Here is a 17,478-nt window from a genome sequence, read left to right on the forward strand (position 1 = left end):
CTTAATTGTTGAACTAAACCTTGGAGCGTATTGTGTTGGCTATTTACAAGTTTATGTTCTTGAACAACGCTTTGTACACGAGCGTGGATAGAAGAAATAGTCTCTTGTTGTTCGAGATCTTTTTGTTTTAATTCTTCTTCTAGTTCTTGTATCCGACTTTCTAATTGGTCGATTTTATATTGGAGTGATTTTTTTTGAGTAAACATATATTTATTTCAACCGCCTTTGGAAGTTATATTTTCTCTATATTTGGATTTTAGCATCTTTTATAATTTTTAAATATAGGAATTGTTAAATATTTAAGAATCTATTACATTTTATTCATAATTCCCTTTTTTTCGTCATGAAAAATAAACTGTATTTAATGGTATTGTAAACAAACTGTAAAATAAATCATGTATAACTGTATAAGAAGGGAGTCGGATTATGAACTATTTTAAGCGAATCAGTAGTCTAGTATTAGCAGGAATTATCGGTCTTTCTAGTACAGTCGCTGTAAAAGCAGAGTCAAACGACGAGAAACTTAACAACATGCAACAGCAATTGCAGCAAAACGATGCAGAAATGCAAAAGAAAGAGCAAGAGAAGCAAGCTGTTAATAAAGAAATTCAAGGTATCGAAAGCGAACTACATAATTTAAATAATACAATTGCAAAAAATAAAGAGGATCAAGCTGCTATTCAACGTAAAATCGATGAAACACATAAGCAGATTGAGCAAAAAAAGAGCGAAATTGTCGTTTTAGAGGATAAAGTCCTTGCTCGTAAGGATATTATGAGAAAACGTATGGTTTCTGTTCAAAACAGTTCAAATACAAGTTTAGTAGTAGAAGTTGTAGTAGAGTCAAAAAACTTTGCTGATTTCTTACAACGTATGAACGCAGTTTCTACTATTCTAGAAGCTGATAAAGAAATTTTACGTCTACAAGAACAAGATCTTCGTCAAATTGAAGAAGATAAGAAAACAATTGACGAGAAAGAAGCGTCTTTAGTAGTAGACAAACAAAAATTAGCAAAAGCACAAGCTGAGTTGCAAGATAACTTGAAAAAACGTCAAGATAACTTACAAACAGTTCAAGCTAAATATAATGCGATTGCGAGCCAACTTAATTTAGCAGCAGAAGAAAAAGCTAAAATTGAGTCAAATATGAAGGCAGTTGAAGAAACAATCGCTCGTGAGCAAGAGGCAGCAAGAATTGCAGCAGAAGAGCGTGCAAAAGCAGAAGCAGCTGTAAAGGCTGAGAAAGAAGCATTAGCTAAGGCACAGGCAGAAATTGCAGAAAAACAAAAGCAAGAAAAAGCTAATAAACCAGCTGAACCTGTTGCTAATAATTCAAAGGTAGAACCTGTACAACCATCTAAACCAACTGCTGGTGGTAAAGAATTTTATGTACATGCAACAGCTTATACAGCAGATCCAGCTGAAAATGGTTATGGACCAGGTCAACAAGTATATTCTAAATGGGGACCAGGTAATAAACCTTATAATTTAACTGCAAATCCAGGAATGAAATTAATCGCAGTGGATCCATCTGTTATTCCATTAGGATCTACTGTAAATGTTGAAGGCTATGGAATTGCAATTGCAGCAGATACTGGTGGCGCAATTAAAGGTCACAAAATCGATGTTTTAATGCCGGATAAAGCTTCGTCTAGTAATTGGGGCAGAAAAAATGTTAAGGTTACAATTTTAAACTAACATGTAATCCAACTTTACAATACGTAAAGTTGGATTTTTTTATGAAAACAATGTTAAGTTGAGTTTACATTTTGTTAAGGATAGCATACGATATAATTAAGAGGTGGTAAATTTGACCATTTTAAACAGAGTGAAGGAATTAAGAGCTCGCTTTAATTTTTCGCAAAGTGTATTAGCAGAAAAGGTTGGAGTGACGAGACAAACAATCGCCGCTATTGAAAAAGGGGATTATGTTCCTTCCTTGCTATTAGCGCTTACGATTTGCGATGTATTCGAGTTAAAGATGGAAGATGTGTTTGTTTTAAATAAGGAGGGGAAAGAGGATGAATAGGATTGGTTTTTCTTATATGTTAAATGTACTTTTAATGGTATTAGCAGGTTGGGCGTTTATTGAGTTGTATTATTTTACTATCGAAGTTGCTAACTTTATTCAAACGGAGAGAGTACCATTTGAAGTTTCATTGAGTTTAATGCCGCTAACATTACTTTTAATATTTAGTATTGTATCGACTATTCTTTATAAAATTCAAAAGAAAAAATATAAAAAGCTCTCGTATTGGATGTTTCCACTATTATTTCCTCAAGAAGATGAACGGGAAAAGGCAATTACAGAAAAAGCTTGTCGTACTACATTTATGTCATTATGGTACGTGTTGCCTTGTGCGGTTGGTTTTTTAACTCTTTCTCCAATTGCTAATTTATATGTTCCTGCATATCCGGTATATATTGCATTTAGTATTTTCTTTATTCAAATGACGATTTTCCACGTATCCTTATATCGAAATAAAATCGCTTAAAAAGAAACCTTCTTGCACATGCAAGAAGGTTTCTTTTCAGCTTACACTTGTACATATAGTAATATTATCTTATCATTTTATATAGAGTAAGATTTTGTAAGGGAAAGGAATTGTATATGAATAAGCAAAGAATGTATAGTATAGTAGCAATCCTTCTATTTGTTGTAGGTGGTGTGTTAATCGGAAAGCCATTTTATGATGGATATCAGGCTGAAAAGAAACAGACTGAAAATGTACAGGCTGTTCAAAAGATGGATTATGAAAAACATGAGACGGAATTTGTAGATGCTTCGAAAATTAATCAGCCAGACTTGGCAGAAGTAGCGAATGCATCATTAGATAAGAAACAAGTAATTGGTCGTATTTCGATCCCGAGTGTTTCATTAGAACTTCCTGTTTTAAAATCTTCTACTGAGAAAAACCTATTATCGGGTGCAGCAACAGTAAAAGAAAATCAAGTAATGGGAAAAGGGAACTATGCATTAGCAGGACATAACATGTCTAAAAAAGGTGTTTTATTTAGTGATGTAGCCTCTTTAAAAAAAGGCGACAAAATTTATTTGTATGATAATGAAAACGAATATGAATATGCGGTTACTGGTGTATCTGAAGTAACTCCTGATAAGTGGGAAGTTGTCGAGGATCATGGGAAAGACGAAATAACGCTTATTACATGTGTATCTGTTAAGGATAATTCTAAGCGTTACGTTGTTGCTGGTGATTTAGTAGGAACGAAGGCGAAGAAATAAAAAAAGATGAGGGATTTCCCTCATCTTTTTTAATCCATCCATTTCACTAGTTTCTTAGAAATTAATAATAAAACACAACCTAATACAATTGCTACAGCTCCGATTACGGTAAATACTTCAGCATACCCAAGTGAGGTTGTGAAGCTTGCCAGTTGTCCACCTAAAATGTTGGCGATTCCTGAGCTTGCTAACCATACTCCCATTAATAAAGAAGCAAGTTTTACTGGGGCAAGTGCACTAACCATTGATAGTCCAACAGGTGATAAGAATAGCTCACCTAACGTATGGAAAAGATACGTAAAGACGATAAATAATAAGTTTGCTTTTTCTGTAATGTTATGTTCATCACTACCTGTTTTTAATGTAGCGATAACGAGAATGATATAACCGATACCGAGCAAGATCATACCAAGTCCCATTTTTGTTGGGATTTTTAAATCCCCGCGCTTGCGAGTTGCAAGTTTTGCCCATAATGCTGAAATGACTGGAGCAAGTAAAATAATAAATAATGGATTGACCGATTGGAACCAAGATGTTGGAACTTCCCATCCGAACACAGAGCGGTCTACAAATTTGTTTGTATATAATGTTAATGAGCTACCAGCTTGTTCAAATCCAGCCCAGAAGAAGACAACGAAGCATGTTAAAATGACGATAACTGCGGTACGTTGTTTTTCTTTTTTTGTTAAAGGTGTATCTCCTACTGATGGTTGTCCATCTGTTGTTTGTAAATCGCGAGTTGGTTTTTTACCGATATCACCAAGGAAGCGATTAGATAGTGTTGTAAATAAAATTTGTCCAATGATCATTCCGATTGAAGCGGCTAAGAAACCGTAACGGAATCCGTAATGTACAACGCCATCAACTGTTGTTTTGAATAAATTTTCTGATAAAAATCCGCAAACGAGTGGAGCTAAAAATGACCCGACGTTAATACCCATATAGAAAATAGTAAATGCACTATCACGTTTTGGATCATTCTCTTCGTATAATTCTCCAACAAGTGTAGAGATATTCGGTTTGAAGAATCCATTACCGATAATAATAAGCGCTAATCCGAGGTATAGGCCGACTTGGTTTTGCAAGGCAAATAGTGTAAGGTTACCGATTGCCATTGTTATACCACCAATTGTGATCGCTTTTCGTCTACCTAGGAACCGGTCTGTTAAGTATCCACCAATCATTGGTGTGAAATAACAGGCTCCAGTATAAAATCCGTAAATGGAGAGTGCCCATGCGGGACTAAACCCAAGACCACCGCTTACTAAAGCTGTCGTTAAATATAATGTTAATAATCCTCGTAATCCATAGTAACTAAATCTTTCCCACATTTCTGTAAAGAAGAGTAAGTATAAACCTGGAGGATGTTTCTTTTTTCTTTGTTGTTCTCTTTCTAGTTGTATCGTTGATTCCATGTTATTTTCCTCCTGACACAAACAAAAACAAAGTTAATAATTTTGTACATTTAATATTTTACTTTATTAACTATTATAAGTCAATGAAGTGAAACTTTACCCATGTTGGAAGATTTCATTCCAACATGGGTATTAGCCTTCACGAATCGGGCTTTTATGGACAGTTTGACTCCCTCTGGATATCTGGTTATTAGCTTAATTATTAGAAGGGAGTCTTACTGCCCGTTAATGCGGGGAAAGGTTGATTTTTCAGAAGAAATTGGAAAAGAGAGATAGCTATAGAATGGGTGTTTCTTTTATGTTAGACTATGGACTATGTTTTCTTTGTAATGAAGCGGTTTATTGCACTTTTTTATATGTGAAATTGATTTCATAAAAGATGAAATTAAAGAAGGAGAAAGAAATGAAATTGTTACAGAAAAAAGAAATTTTACTTATTAGTCTTATGTTATTCTCGATGTTCTTTGGCGCGGGGAATCTTATATTCCCACCTTTCCTTGGGTATGAAGCAGGAGAATATGTGTGGATTTCATTAGTAGGGTTTATTATATCAGCAACAGGTCTGCCTATATTGGGAGTTATTGCGATTGCAAAAGCAGGAAGTTTTCAAGCGTTAGCGGGTAGGATTCATTCTTCATTTGCCATTATTTTTCCGTGTATCGTGTATTTATTTATTGGGCCAGGACTTGGTATACCACGTGCAGGAAGTTTAGCGTTTGAAATGGGGCCAGGTCAGTTCTTCCCAGAAGCAGGAAGCATAGTTTTATTATGTTACACGGTTATTTTCTTTAGTATCGTGTACTGGTTAAGTTTGTCACCGTCTAAATTAATGGGGTTGTTCGGAAAGGTTTTAACACCGTTATTATTAGGCATGATTGCCCTTATCTTTATAAAGAGCATGTTTACATCAGTAGGCAGTGTGAAAGAGGTCGCTGGAAACTATGGACAAGCTCCTATGTTCCAAGGCTTTTTAGATGGATATTTAACAATGGATGCGCTAGCCGCTTTAATCTTTGGGATTGTTATTGCAAATGCTTTACGTGCAAAAGGTATTGAAGATGATAAAGGTTTAGCGAAATATATGAGTATTGCTGGAATTGGAGCAGGACTATTATTATCTATTATTTATGTCATACTTGGATATGTTGGTTCAATTAGCGGTTCGTTAGGTACATTTGATAATGGGGCGAACGTATTAGCGCAAGTGATGACGACGCTATTTGGACAAGGTGGAGTCGTTTTATTAGGTCTTATTTTTACGATCGCGTGTTTATGTGTTTCAATTGGACTTGTTACATCTTGTAGTCAATTTTTCGCAAGTGCATTTCCAAAAGTAACTTATAAAGTTTGGGCATTTATATTAAGTTTTGTTAGTATGATTTTAGCTAATTTAGGATTAACACAAATTTTAAAAGTATCAGTACCGATTCTTGGATTTATTTATCCAGTTGCATTAACGCTTATTATTTTAGGGTTATTCCATAAGTATATTGGAAAGTACGCATACGTATATGCAGTGACAGTTGGGATTGTAGCCGTATTTAGTGCAATCGATATTTTCAATAAAAATGTGATGATGAATCAGTGGACATCAGTATTGAAATATATCCCGTTTTATATAGAAGGTGTAGGATGGATTGTTCCAGCTATTATAGGTGCTTGCATTGGCGTTATCGTGAGTAGTGTTTTCAATAAGAAGAAATAAGTAAGAGGTGTTTTCCTATTTCGGAAAACACCTTTCTTTTTTTGGAAAAATGGTATTGAAAATGAATAGACTAATAGTATGATAAAGTTAATTGGTAATATATAGGTTTTGAATGAATGGTGAGGGGGGAGCGTATGAAGGAAGATTTAAATAAGAAAATAGAAGCGCTCGAAACGGCAATTGAAACAATTCAAGAAGCACTCTTTGAATTGAAAGCAAAACAAAAAGAAATAGAAGTAGAAAATGCTCAGCAACATGTTAGGAAGGAAAAGAAAGAATATATTGAAACGGTAACGGAAGAAAAACCAAAAGAAGAAGTAGTTACAATAAAAGAGCCCGTGCAAGAACGGGAGGTAAAACAAGTAGATATATCTGCTTTTAAACCAGAACCATTTAATATTATTCAGTTTTGCCAAACGTGGTTACCACGCATATTTGTCGGTATTATGTTACTTGGAGTAATCTGGTTATTTAAAGCAGGGGTAGATGCTGGATTATTAACGCCAGCAATACGAATTGTGTTTGGTGTTGTCCTATCAATCGGTTTTTATTATATAGGGGATATTCAAATTAAACGAGAGCGGCAAGCGTTAGGGTTAGTATTAGCGGGAGGAAGTATTACGGGTATAGTTTTAACGACATTTGCGGCACATTATTTATATGGATTTATTCCAGCAAGTGTTGCATTTGTATGTAATATTGCATGGGTCATTTTAGGTATTTATGTAGCGAAGAGGTATCAATCGGAATATCTTACTATTTTCGTAGCGGTAGGAGCTTTCTTCGTACCATTCTTATTAAATAGTACGACTCCCAATCCGTATATTTTCTTTGGATATGAGACGATACTAACAATTAGCTTATTATGGTATGCGCTGAAAAATCGTTATCAGTATTTATATATGATTTCTTATGCTGTTGCTGCTATTGTCCTTTTCGTCTTCTTTGCTATTATGTCAATGTTAGTAGAGGATTTACAAGTACAGCTAACAGTTGTTTATGGTTTGATTCACTTACTATTATTTTGGCATATGTTTACGGAGAGAAGTTTTATATTAGAGCCACGCTTGGCGATATTTAGTGCGAATGCAGTTTTCTTTATATTAGCCATTTCAAAAATACCCGAATTTACAACATTGGGATTAATGATTAGTGCGCTTGTGCATGCTGTTATGTTCGTGTTTGAATATAGGAAGAATCGACATTCTACATTTACAAATCTTTTATTTGGTTTGGCAATGGGTGCATTTAGTTTAGCGATTTTATATGAGTATAGTTTAGTGAATGCAGCGATTGTATTATTATTACAAGGTTTCCTCGGTATGGTGACTGCTATTAAAGTAAAACAACAAATAAAATTGTATGTTAGTGCGACGGTTTATGCAATTGGAATGATACAGACTATTTTTAGCCCGTTTGATCATTTCCTTTCAGCTGGGTTTGTTGCTCATATTATTTTAATAGGTACATTTTATTACTGCATGAAACAAGCGAAAGATGTGTTAATGAGTTTTGGAAAATATGTATATTCTATAGCGCTCTATTGGTTTATGGTTATCATATTTATTGCAATTACTAGAGTCGGTGAAGTGCTTTCTACAGATGGAAGTATAATAAGTGTATCTGTATCCTTATTATGGATGGTATATGCATTATTTGCAGTTTGGCTTGGACGGAATAAAAATATGAATGAAATATTGTATGCCGGCTTAGTCGTGTTAGTCGTAACGATAGGGAAGCTATTCCTTCTGGACTTACCAGAAGTATCGATGATGATTAGGGCAATTTTATTCTTAATAGTCGGTAGTATAGGTATCGTTATTTCAAGGATGTTTTTCTCAAAAGAAGAGAAGTAAAAAGAAGGCAATCCATATCCGGATTGCCTTTTTCATTATTTCTTATTAATCGTTACAGTCTCACTATATTTCGCTGTTGTATTTTGGCGTAGACGAAGTGTTGCTTGTCCAGTCGTATTTGGGTTGATTTGCACATTTACAATCTTCTCAGCAGAACCTAAGCTGTTTGTTGTGAAAGAAAATGCACTACTATATCCAAAAGTAGTTGGCCAAGTACCATTTGAATTTTGAACCTTTGCTACTTGTGTACCACCAGTAGTGAATATACCTAAAGAGTAATTATTGTATGTTGTGTTTGGTAATAAGTTATTTACTTGAATTTTGATTTGGAACACTTCATTGTTTGGTAGAGTGCTAGGGTGTGTAACTACGTAGTCGTTTGCTGTTACCGCACCGTTATAACCGTATGAACCTGATTTAAAAGTATTTGTATTAAACCATTGATAACCTGCATTTGGAGCACTCCAAGGTTCAGGTTGTGGCTCGGTTGATAAGCTTGGTTGTTCAAATGTTTGTAAAGTGGTAGGTAGATCAAGTTGTAAACCATTTACTTGATCTAAACTTGTAAATGTTTCTTTATTCGATAGCCAATTTACGATGTTTTCTAGTAAGATAGCATCGTTTTCTTCTTTATACCCATCATAAGTTTTCTTCGTTTGACCAGAATCTTCACGAACGTATTTTGGCGTAGCATCTTCAACAGGAGAAGAGTCACCGATAAAGGCAGCTTTTCCAAGTCCTACTTTTGCGATAGCAGCATAAGGACCCTCTGCAACACCACCGCCGTTATAAACACCACTATCAACAGCATTATTCCATTTTGATGGGTTTTCTGGAAGATAAACAAGTCCTTTTGCTAGTTTTGGGTTTGTAATGGCTAGAGTAGAACCAGCATGCATTGCTACGGATGAAACACCTTTTGTAATTCCGAATGATTGTTCAGGTGATACAATATTTTTAGCAGAAACATCACCAATTGCATTGTAGCGGAAGCGAATACCGAAGTTATCAGATAGCCAATCAGAACTTTCTACTCCTTGCATAGCTTGTGAATTTACTTCTTCACTAGACATTCCTTTTGCAGGATTATCCCAAGCACCGCGTCTATATCCATTAAATACTTCAGAAGAATCCCAGCGATTTTTATTACGATCTGCATTATAATGATCGGCAATAAAGAAGATACTACCGCCATTTTTTACATATTGTAACATTGCATCTTGTTCAGATTTTTTGTAAGGAATATTAGCTTCTGGAACGATAAATACATTGTAGTCTTTTAAATCTTCATACGTAATCGGTGTTGATTTACGAAGTTCTTTTACATGATATCCGTTTTGGGAAATGCCGTTTCCGAAGTCAGAAAAGCCGCCATCGATAACCCAGTCAGCTGTCCCAGCCGTTTGACCATGTGTATTGTCGAATAATACTTTCTTCCCGCTATTTTGATTTACAACTTTTGCAGCAATTTCAGGAGCTGGGTCTACTGAGCTTTCCGCATAAGTAGACGGAATGAAAGAAGCTCCTATACTAAGTGTGATTGCTGTTGCTAAAGAAAATGTAATCCATTTTTTATTCTTCATAGAAGAATCCCCCTAATAAACATATTTGCTTTAATAATGTAATCTATTTTTTTTAGGAAAGAAAGATAGAAAATATTAAATAGTGTAAAGATAGCGTTAATTTAATTGAGAAATATTTGTGAGAATAATGAAAAAATCCCTTCCTAGTAAATAGGAAGGGATTTTGGGCTTAACTAATTTTTGAATTAGGTGTTTCGTCAATTTTATGGAACCCTTTCATATAATACACAATAGCTAAACCGATAAGCCAAATAGGACCAACAATCAATGCAATTCTTGTATCTTCTGAATACGCCATTATACCTAATACGAGTGCAAGGAAAGCGAGTGAGAAATATGAACTGAATGGATGTAAAGGCATTTTATATGTTAGCTTGTCCTTTTTATCAGTTTGCAATCCTTTACGGAATTTAATTTGAGCGATTAAAATGATGCCCCAAGTCCAAATTGCCCCGAAAGTTGAAATACTAGTGAGCCATGTAAATACTTTTGCCGGCACAAGATAGTTTAATATAACACCAACGAGTAAAACGATAGCTGTTGCTACAATCCCTTGACTTGGAATGCCATTTTTATTTAAACGACCGAATCTTTCAGGAGCTTTCTTCTGCTGAGCTAATGTATATAGCATACGGCCTGTACTAAATAAACCACCATTACAGGAAGAAAGAGCTGCTGTTAATACGACAAAGTTAATAATTCCTGCTGCTTTTGCGATACCGATTTGCTGGAATGTTAAAACGAATGGACTGCCTTTCTCACCAAGTTCGTTCCATGGATAAATTGCCATCATAACGAATAGAGCCCCAACGTAGAACAGTAATATTCTCCAAAATACGTTATCGATTGCTTTCGCAAGTGTTTTTTTTGGATTTTGCGCTTCACCCGCTGTAACCCCAATTAATTCAACGCCTAAATAAGCGAATAACACCATTTGCATGGAGAGTAGTAACCCAGAAAAACCATTTGGGAACCAGCCGCCATGTGACCAAAGATTTGAGATGCCAGTAGCGATACCGCCGTTTCCGAATCCGAATAAAATAATACCAGCTCCAACAACTATCATACAGATAATTGTGACAATTTTTATGAGAGCAAACCAAAATTCAAGTTCTCCAAATACTTTTACGGATAAGAAGTTGAAAGCACTCATTAATAATAGAGCGAGTAACGCCCAAGTCCAGCGCGGGATATCTGGGAACCAGTATTGCATGTAAATGCCAGCTGCCGTAATTTCAGCCATACAAGTAACAACCCATAAGAACCAGTAGTTCCAACCGGTAATGTAGCCAGCTAATGGTCCAAGGTAATCAGAAGCATATTTACTAAAAGAACCGGCAACAGGTTGTTCAATTGCCATTTCTCCAAGTGCTCGCATAATGAAAAAAATAACGAGTCCAGCGATCATATAACCTAGTAGAATAGAAGGGCCAGCTAGTTTAATAGCAGAAGCGGATCCTAAAAATAGTCCAACGCCAATAGCTGAACCAAGTGACATTAAAGTAATATGTCGTTCTTTTAAACCTCGATTTAAAGCTCCAGATTTGTTTGTGTGCTGCATAAGAAGAATCCCCCTTGTAGAGTGAACGATATTTGAATGCGTTTACTAAGTATTTAACTATTTCAAATTATAAAACATTTCTATCTGTTATGCTACAAAAATAAATATAGTTAACTGTACTACATCTGCGCTTGTCAGACTTAAACTTAAAATTCGAACTATTAGCGAATATATTGACTCTTCTTTTTATTGATTGTTAAGATTAAGTATTATATTTTCTCACATACTAGTAGGAAAAGAATGTGTGATAATAATTCAGATGTAGGAAGGGTACATAACCATGTTTCAATTACAAAAATATAACACTTCTGTGAAGCAAGAGCTTTTAGCTGGCATCACAACTTTTTTTACATTTGCGTATATTCTTGTCATCAATCCGAAAATATTATCTGATGCAGGTGTACCATTTGACCAAGCGTTTACAGCAACAATTATTGCAACAGTTGTTGGAACAGTAGGTATGGCGATTTTCGCTAATTATCCGATTGTTATTGCTCCAGCTATGGGAATGAACGCATATTTTGCGTATTCTGTTGTACAGAAGGCAGAAGGAATTACGTATGTAATAGCCTTTTCAGCAGTATTTGTAACAGGTATCATTTTTCTTTTATTATCTTTCACTTCATTTAGGCAAAAGTTAATTGTCGCAATTCCTGATAGTTTAAAACATGCAATTGCAGGTGGAATTGGACTATTTATTGCTTTTATTGGATTACGCCTTTCTGGAATTATCGTTGATCATCCATCTAATTTAGTTACGATTGGTGATTTTCATTCTCCAGCCGTTATTTTAACTTTAATTGGTTTAATTTTAGCGGCGGTATTAATGGCATTACGTGTGAGCGGTGCATTATTTATTAGTATGATTGTGACGGGAGTTATCGCCTTCTTTACAGGGCAACTGAAGTTTACGGATAAAATTGTTGCGATGCCTCATTTACCAGAGGGGGTTATCGTTTCAAACCCAATCAACGCCTTTTCAGATGTAATTGAATATGGATTATATGGTGTTGTATTTTCATTTTTACTTGTACTGTTATTCGATACAACAGGTGCATTACTTGGTTTAATTAAACAAGCAGGTTTAATTACAGATAATACAGAGAAACGTTTTGGTAAAGCTTTTATTGCCGATGCAATTGGCGGGACTACAGGCTCTATCTTTGGAACAAGCCCAACAGCAGCGACGATTGAATCGTCAGCTGGTATTGCGGCAGGTGGTAAAACAGGATTAACAGGTATTGTCGTTGTCGGTCTAACGATTATAACGGCATTCTTCAGCCCTGTAATTGCTTCTTTATCAAGTGTAGCTGCTATTACAGCTCCTTCATTAATTATTGTAGGTAGTTTAATGGCGCAAAGTCTTCGTGATATTAATTGGAATGAATTTGAAGATGCATTACCAGCATTTTTAATTTTCATTGGTATTCCGTTAACATCTAGTATTGCGAATGGAATTGCAATTGGATTTTTAGTGTATCCAGTCTTAAAAATTGTGAAAGGGAAAGGGATGGAAGTACATCCATTACTATACTTATTTACAATTTTATTTGGATGTCATTTATTCTTATAATATAGATATAGGAGAGGGAGCTTCTTATGAGAGGCTCCTTTTTTGTGTATAATAAAGTGAAAATCAAATTAATAGCGTAAAATATAAATTACTTAATGGAATGTATATGTTACAATATAGGTGAAGGAGGAACATGAATGGCTGTCAGTAAAATAAAAGTCGCGCGTGTTCAGTTAGATTTAACACAGCAACAATTAGCAGAAAAAGTAGGCGTTACAAGGCAAACGATTAGTTTAATTGAGAAGGGGAAATACAACCCGTCTTTAGATTTATGTTTAAAAATTTGTTATGCGGTAGATAAAACATTGAATGATTTATTTTGGGAGGAAGAGGAGTGAGGGGATGAGAATCGTGAAAGATGAACGTTTAATGGTTGAAGGATTAAAACATATTAGACTAGCTTTCATCTTACAAAATATCATCATACTAGGTATTGTTTTTTACCGCTACGTTTTGCAAGGTGCAGGATATGAAAGTGTTTCGGATTTATTAATGATATTTATTGGCGGGATTGTAGTCATTAACTTCTTAAATTTAAAACATTCTGTAGAGGTATATGAGCATACGGGCGGAGTATCACGCAGTTATTTCATGAAACTATTATTAATTCCGATAAGTATTGTTATTGGGATTTTAGCTATTTGTATCGTTGTAACACCAGATATTTCGATAAAAGAAATTAGTATAACAGGACTTATTATGTTTGCTTGTTTTTTAGTTCCTAGTTTGTTTATATGCATATATATGAAAAGAATAAAAAGTGAAGATTGAAGTATAAGAAAAGCTTTCCGATATTGTGGAAAGCTTTTCTTATATCTTTTTATACAGTACCTTATGCAGACCAATCGGTTCAATTTCAAAGATTTCACCATGTTCCTGGAAGCCTAAGCGCTTGTAATAGTCAGCTACAGTAATTCGGCCATTACACCATAATATATTTGCTTGACGTTCTTGCAAGATTTGTTCTGCCTTCTGAATTAAGGAGCTTCCAGCACGGTTGTTTCGAAATTCAGGTAATGTTGCCATTCCTCGTAGCCGATAATGAATACCTGCTGGTAAGTCAGGATATATTTCTTTTGAGAAGGAAGCGATACTAATGAGTTCATCGTTTATAAATGCGCCTAAGTGAAAGGTGTCTGTTTCATAGTCGGAAGAGTATTTACAATCTGCTAATGTTTGACTCGGGCGCAAAATTTTTTGACGTAATACGTAAGTTTCAGATCCATCAATATTGTTCACGGTAATCATATTAACATCCTTTCTTATAAGCCTTTTTCAGTTAACTGTATAAAGAAATATGCAGGTGCGGCGAAAAGTCCGAGTATGCTAGCAGTTCCGAGAAGGAGTGAAAGTAAGAGGCAAGAGTATTTTATTCCATTCGATTTTTTCCATCCGTAACTACAAATTTCAATGCTAACACCGATGAGAATAATGGCGACGAGTACTTCCGCTAATAATAAAAGAGCTAAAGTTACAATAGACATAATGTGATCCATCCTCATAATATGTGATAGTAACATTTTACCATATTAAATGGAAAAAAATGCCCCTCAATTATGTGAGGGGCATTTTTTATTCTAATATGCTTTTTAGTGTATCGATATGTTCTTTTGAACCTGTTACAAGTAATGTATCACCGTGCTGTAGTCTCGTATCACCATGCGGAATTAATGCTTTATTCCCGCGATAAATTTGAATGACTAGTACATCGCCTAAAAACGGAAGGCGGCGAAGTGCCACGCCATTATATTTATTGCTTCGTAGTTCAACTTCACGGACTGTTTCGTTTGCTGTTGTAATTAAGCGAACGAGACTTGGTTTATCAATAAGTGCACGTAATAGAATACGTGTAGAGTTAATTGTTGAGAATACAGCGATATGTTCTTGCGTTGCTTTTTCTTGTAGAAGAGGATCTTCTACACTTGCAATAACATGTTCAACACCTAGTTCTTTTGCGTGTTCTGCTAATAATAAGTTTTGCTCATCATCACTTGTTGCAACAACAACACGGTCTGCGTTAAATGCTGTTTGTTCAGTTAATGATGCGATTGTGATGTCGTCTAATTTTACGATAGGGAAGTCATGTGATGTCGCTTCCTCATCATTTATTTTATTTTGACGCATCATATAAAGTGTCACGTCATAATCTTCTCGTTTTAAATCAAGTGATAACGGAAGTGTAATTCTGCTCGCGCCAATAATAGAAACTTTTGGTTTTGGTGTTTCCACTTTTGGGAACATCTTTTTAAATAATATAGGTGCAAAAATACAAGTAATAACTGCGCTTAAAATAAGGGAAGCGGATAAACTTGGACTGATGATTCCTAGTTTTTCACCAATTTGTGCAGCTGCAATAACTAAAGAAAGTGTCGATGTTAATAAGATGGCACTTCCCAGTACGATATTGCGTGGATACCATTTTCGTAAGACAAGTGATGGCAATAGTTTTGATATAAAGAGTCCTACAATTAAAATTGGGATCATTAGCATACTAGAAGGTTCTTTAAAAATAGACCAAACTTCTAGATTTACACCAACCATTACGAAGAAAATAGGGATGAAGAAACCGTAGCCGATGGAATCAAGCTTTTCAACCATATCTTCATTTGGTGATAATAACGATACGAGTACCCCTGCTAAGAAGGCACCTAAAATATTTTCAGCTCCAACAGATTCAGATAAACCAACTAATATTAAGATAAGTGCAAAAACAGCTCGTGTATCAATTTGTACACTACCAGCCTTTAGGCTATCTAAATATGGAATGTTTTTAAAGCGTTTTGCAACGAAGTAAATAACAATACCAGCGCCGAACAGAAGAAGAAGGAGCCACATGCTTTGGCCGCTTTCAGAATTTAATCCGACGAATACAGCGAGTAAAATCATTGTAACTAAATCTGCAATAACAGCGACTAATAGAATGATTTGACCGATTGCTGTTTTTCCTAAATTATTTTCTTTTAATGTTGGTACGACAACACCTAAAGAGATAGTTGAAATAATTAAAGTCATAAACATTGCATTATCTACAAATCCTAGCCATACGAATAGTAAGGATAGGGCATAAGATAAGATGAAAATAAATAAGAAGATAATGCTTGCTGCTTGGAATGTGTTTGGTTCGTTTGTCGTATTCTTTTTCCCTTTTTGTTTAAAGATAGAAAAATCAATTTCTAAACCGCTTAAAAACATGAGGAAGATAAATCCTAGTGTCGATAAGACTTGAAGCCACATATCTGGCTCAATAACATTAAACCCACTTTTACCTACAAAGATTCCTGCGATGATTTCTGCAACAACGACAGGAAGTGCTTTTAATTTAAAGCGTTGTAACAAAAGGGGAACGAAAAACGCGATTGCAACGACAATCATAAGTGATAGAACAGAAGTATGATGTTCCATTGCGTTCTCTCCCTTCAAATAAATATAGTACCTATTTAGCCATATAATAGGTAGAAAAGCAACGCATATGGATTCGATTTCATAAAGAAAGAGTTTTCTTAACATTTGTCATAATAAGTATATTTTTCATGATTCTGTTGTTAATTCCGTAATGTGGATGTAATAGGGGAGGGGATAAAAAAAGACTGCTGAGAAACCTCAGCAGTCTTTTCATGTACATTACATTGAGAAGAAGATCCATACAGTTAAACCAACTGTTGCTGTTGCAACGAAGAAACTGTAGATCATAGTAAGGATTTGAATGCGTCCTTCTCCTTCTTTTAAATGCATGAACATAATTAATTGTAATAATGCTTGCGCAACCGCCATTGCGATAATAGACGTTAAAACCGTTGATAGTGGTAAGCTTGTGTACAGTGCCACGTATAACGCTAGAAACGTTAGTGCAAGCGATAAAATAAATCCGAAAACGTGTGACCAAGGGAATCCGCTATGCGCATCCCCATTTGCTTGAGTATTGTTTTGACCCATTATTACGCCACCATCCCGTTCAAGTAAACTAGTGTGTAAATGAAGATCCAAACGAAATCAAGGAAATGCCAGTATAAGCTGATGATAAATACTTTACGAGCTGTAACTGGTGTTAAACCTCGTTTTAAAATTTGGATAATAACACAAATTGCCCAAATGATACCGCCTGTTACGTGGGCACCGTGCGTTCCAAGAAGAACGAAGAATGCAGATAAGAACGCACTTGTTTGAAGTGTAGCGCCTTTACCAGCGTAAATAATGAACTCTTCGATCTCGAAGAATAGGAAACCTGCACCTAAAAGTAATGTAAGGATGAACCATCCAAGCATTGCTTTTTGGTTGTGCTTACGCATTTCGTGAATTGCGATACCACATGTGAAACTACTTGTTAAAAGTAGTAGCGTTTGAATTAAAAGTGTTTTAACTTCAAACAATTGTGCTGGTGTTGGACCATCTGCCGTACGACCAGCAAGTACTAGATAAGAGGCGAAAAGTGTTGCGAACAGCATAATTTCAGCCCCAAGAAAAATCCAGAATCCTAGGATATTCAATCTGCTTTGCTCGGATTGATATTCCAAAGGTAAGCTTTTATCTAAAGCCGCCATATC

At 35.3% G+C, this 17,478-nt stretch carries 17 protein-coding genes; 9 read left to right on the plus strand and 8 right to left on the minus strand.

The genetic code is table 11. From position 1 onward, the window contains the following. Positions 1-426 precede the first annotated feature (426 nt). The 4 genes from ACTFOB_RS16295 (at position 427) to ACTFOB_RS16310 (ending at position 3,244) form a co-directional block, all read left to right on the plus strand. Positions 427-1,698, plus strand: coding sequence for a 3D domain-containing protein (locus ACTFOB_RS16295; protein ID WP_440026977.1), 1,272 nt, complete (start codon positions 427-429; stop codon positions 1,696-1,698). 112 nt (positions 1,699-1,810) lie between these two features. Beyond that, complete coding sequence (locus tag ACTFOB_RS16300; RefSeq protein ID WP_000154010.1) at positions 1,811-2,029, plus strand: helix-turn-helix transcriptional regulator; 219 nt, start codon at positions 1,811-1,813, stop codon at positions 2,027-2,029. Beyond that, positions 2,022-2,495, plus strand: a complete 474-nt coding sequence (locus tag ACTFOB_RS16305; RefSeq protein ID WP_440026979.1) for a DUF2178 domain-containing protein — start codon at positions 2,022-2,024, stop codon at positions 2,493-2,495. The genes ACTFOB_RS16300 and ACTFOB_RS16305 overlap by 8 nt, the downstream gene beginning before the upstream one ends. A 116-nt stretch (positions 2,496-2,611) precedes the next feature. Further along, positions 2,612-3,244, plus strand: coding sequence for a class A sortase (locus ACTFOB_RS16310; protein WP_440026981.1), 633 nt, complete (start codon positions 2,612-2,614; stop codon positions 3,242-3,244). Between the two features lie 29 nt (positions 3,245-3,273). Here the strand turns inward: ACTFOB_RS16310 and ACTFOB_RS16315 are convergent, their stop codons facing one another. Continuing rightward, positions 3,274-4,659 (minus strand): peptide MFS transporter, encoded by a 1,386-nt coding sequence (locus tag ACTFOB_RS16315; RefSeq protein ID WP_440026982.1) that lies wholly within the window; start codon positions 4,657-4,659, stop codon positions 3,274-3,276. 403 nt (positions 4,660-5,062) lie between these two features. On the opposite strand from ACTFOB_RS16315, the gene brnQ1 reads away from it, so the two are divergent. Both brnQ1 and ACTFOB_RS16325 read left to right on the plus strand, forming a co-directional pair. Next, on the plus strand, positions 5,063-6,364 hold the full coding sequence (gene brnQ1 / locus ACTFOB_RS16320) for a branched-chain amino acid transport system II carrier protein BrnQ1 (RefSeq protein ID WP_440026984.1): 1,302 nt from the start codon (positions 5,063-5,065) through the stop codon (positions 6,362-6,364). A gap of 134 nt (positions 6,365-6,498) precedes the next feature. Further along, positions 6,499-8,220, plus strand: a complete 1,722-nt coding sequence (locus ACTFOB_RS16325) for a DUF2339 domain-containing protein (protein WP_440026986.1) — start codon at positions 6,499-6,501, stop codon at positions 8,218-8,220. Positions 8,221-8,255: 35 nt separating this feature from the next. Here ACTFOB_RS16325 and ACTFOB_RS16330 read toward each other — a convergent pair whose 3' ends face one another. Together ACTFOB_RS16330 and ACTFOB_RS16335 are read right to left on the minus strand one after the other, a co-directional pair. Next, a complete protein-coding gene (locus ACTFOB_RS16330; RefSeq protein WP_440026988.1) occupies positions 8,256-9,803 on the minus strand; it encodes a DNA-binding protein in 1,548 nt (515 codons plus the stop codon). A gap of 169 nt (positions 9,804-9,972) precedes the next feature. Then, positions 9,973-11,364, minus strand: coding sequence for an amino acid permease (locus ACTFOB_RS16335; protein WP_440026990.1), 1,392 nt, complete (start codon positions 11,362-11,364; stop codon positions 9,973-9,975). A gap of 280 nt (positions 11,365-11,644) precedes the next feature. On the opposite strand from ACTFOB_RS16335, the gene ACTFOB_RS16340 reads away from it, so the two are divergent. From ACTFOB_RS16340 to ACTFOB_RS16350, 3 genes are all read left to right on the plus strand, one after another. Continuing rightward, a complete protein-coding gene (locus ACTFOB_RS16340; RefSeq protein ID WP_440026993.1) occupies positions 11,645-12,937 on the plus strand; it encodes an NCS2 family permease in 1,293 nt (430 codons plus the stop codon). 137 nt (positions 12,938-13,074) lie between these two features. Next, complete coding sequence (locus ACTFOB_RS16345; RefSeq protein WP_000301181.1) at positions 13,075-13,275, plus strand: helix-turn-helix transcriptional regulator; 201 nt, start codon at positions 13,075-13,077, stop codon at positions 13,273-13,275. Between the two features lie 4 nt (positions 13,276-13,279). Then, positions 13,280-13,708: a hypothetical protein gene (locus tag ACTFOB_RS16350; protein ID WP_440026995.1), complete on the plus strand. Its 429-nt coding sequence runs from the start codon at positions 13,280-13,282 to the stop codon at positions 13,706-13,708. A gap of 39 nt (positions 13,709-13,747) precedes the next feature. Here ACTFOB_RS16350 and ACTFOB_RS16355 read toward each other — a convergent pair whose 3' ends face one another. The 5 genes from ACTFOB_RS16355 to qoxC all read right to left on the minus strand — a co-directional run bounded on the left by ACTFOB_RS16355 (position 13,748) and on the right by qoxC (position 17,475). Beyond that, on the minus strand, positions 13,748-14,185 hold the full coding sequence (locus ACTFOB_RS16355; RefSeq protein WP_440026997.1) for a GNAT family N-acetyltransferase: 438 nt from the start codon (positions 14,183-14,185) through the stop codon (positions 13,748-13,750). A gap of 14 nt (positions 14,186-14,199) precedes the next feature. Beyond that, on the minus strand, positions 14,200-14,457 hold the full coding sequence (locus ACTFOB_RS16360) for a DUF4022 family protein (RefSeq protein ID WP_440027000.1): 258 nt from the start codon (positions 14,455-14,457) through the stop codon (positions 14,200-14,202). Between the two features lie 52 nt (positions 14,458-14,509). Then, positions 14,510-16,339 carry a monovalent cation:proton antiporter family protein gene (locus ACTFOB_RS16365; protein WP_440027002.1) on the minus strand — a complete coding sequence of 610 codons (1,830 nt, stop codon included), beginning with the start codon at positions 16,337-16,339 and terminating at the stop codon, positions 14,510-14,512. Positions 16,340-16,558: 219 nt separating this feature from the next. Continuing rightward, positions 16,559-16,870 (minus strand): cytochrome aa3 quinol oxidase subunit IV, encoded by a 312-nt coding sequence (gene qoxD / locus ACTFOB_RS16370; protein ID WP_440027003.1) that lies wholly within the window; start codon positions 16,868-16,870, stop codon positions 16,559-16,561. A gap of 2 nt (positions 16,871-16,872) precedes the next feature. Beyond that, positions 16,873-17,475: a cytochrome aa3 quinol oxidase subunit III gene (gene qoxC, locus ACTFOB_RS16375; protein ID WP_440027005.1), complete on the minus strand. Its 603-nt coding sequence runs from the start codon at positions 17,473-17,475 to the stop codon at positions 16,873-16,875. Positions 17,476-17,478: the final 3 nt, after the last annotated feature.

Source organism: Bacillus cereus group sp. MYBK79-1 (genome assembly GCF_051915365.1).
Taxonomy (GTDB): Bacteria; Bacillota; Bacilli; order Bacillales; family Bacillaceae_G; genus Bacillus_A.

Excerpts from the sequence above, each read along its gene's own strand:
- ACTFOB_RS16295 (WP_440026977.1), top strand. The coding sequence starts at position 427 with ATGAACTATTTTAAGCGAATCAGTAGTCTAGTATTAGCAGGAATTATC.
- ACTFOB_RS16305 (WP_440026979.1), top strand. The coding sequence starts at position 2,022 with ATGAATAGGATTGGTTTTTCTTATATGTTAAATGTACTTTTAATGGTA.
- ACTFOB_RS16310 (WP_440026981.1), top strand. The coding sequence starts at position 2,612 with ATGAATAAGCAAAGAATGTATAGTATAGTAGCAATCCTTCTATTTGTT.
- ACTFOB_RS16315 (WP_440026982.1), bottom strand. The coding sequence starts at position 4,659 with ATGGAATCAACGATACAACTAGAAAGAGAACAACAAAGAAAAAAGAAA.
- brnQ1 (WP_440026984.1), top strand. The coding sequence starts at position 5,063 with ATGAAATTGTTACAGAAAAAAGAAATTTTACTTATTAGTCTTATGTTA.
- ACTFOB_RS16325 (WP_440026986.1), top strand. The coding sequence starts at position 6,499 with ATGAAGGAAGATTTAAATAAGAAAATAGAAGCGCTCGAAACGGCAATT.
- ACTFOB_RS16330 (WP_440026988.1), bottom strand. The coding sequence starts at position 9,803 with ATGAAGAATAAAAAATGGATTACATTTTCTTTAGCAACAGCAATCACA.
- ACTFOB_RS16335 (WP_440026990.1), bottom strand. The coding sequence starts at position 11,364 with ATGCAGCACACAAACAAATCTGGAGCTTTAAATCGAGGTTTAAAAGAA.
- ACTFOB_RS16340 (WP_440026993.1), top strand. The coding sequence starts at position 11,645 with ATGTTTCAATTACAAAAATATAACACTTCTGTGAAGCAAGAGCTTTTA.
- ACTFOB_RS16345 (WP_000301181.1), top strand. The coding sequence starts at position 13,075 with ATGGCTGTCAGTAAAATAAAAGTCGCGCGTGTTCAGTTAGATTTAACA.
- ACTFOB_RS16350 (WP_440026995.1), top strand. The coding sequence starts at position 13,280 with ATGAGAATCGTGAAAGATGAACGTTTAATGGTTGAAGGATTAAAACAT.
- ACTFOB_RS16355 (WP_440026997.1), bottom strand. The coding sequence starts at position 14,185 with ATGATTACCGTGAACAATATTGATGGATCTGAAACTTACGTATTACGT.
- ACTFOB_RS16360 (WP_440027000.1), bottom strand. The coding sequence starts at position 14,457 with ATGTTACTATCACATATTATGAGGATGGATCACATTATGTCTATTGTA.
- ACTFOB_RS16365 (WP_440027002.1), bottom strand. The coding sequence starts at position 16,339 with ATGGAACATCATACTTCTGTTCTATCACTTATGATTGTCGTTGCAATC.
- qoxD (WP_440027003.1), bottom strand. The coding sequence starts at position 16,870 with ATGGGTCAAAACAATACTCAAGCAAATGGGGATGCGCATAGCGGATTC.
- qoxC (WP_440027005.1), bottom strand. The coding sequence starts at position 17,475 with ATGGCGGCTTTAGATAAAAGCTTACCTTTGGAATATCAATCCGAGCAA.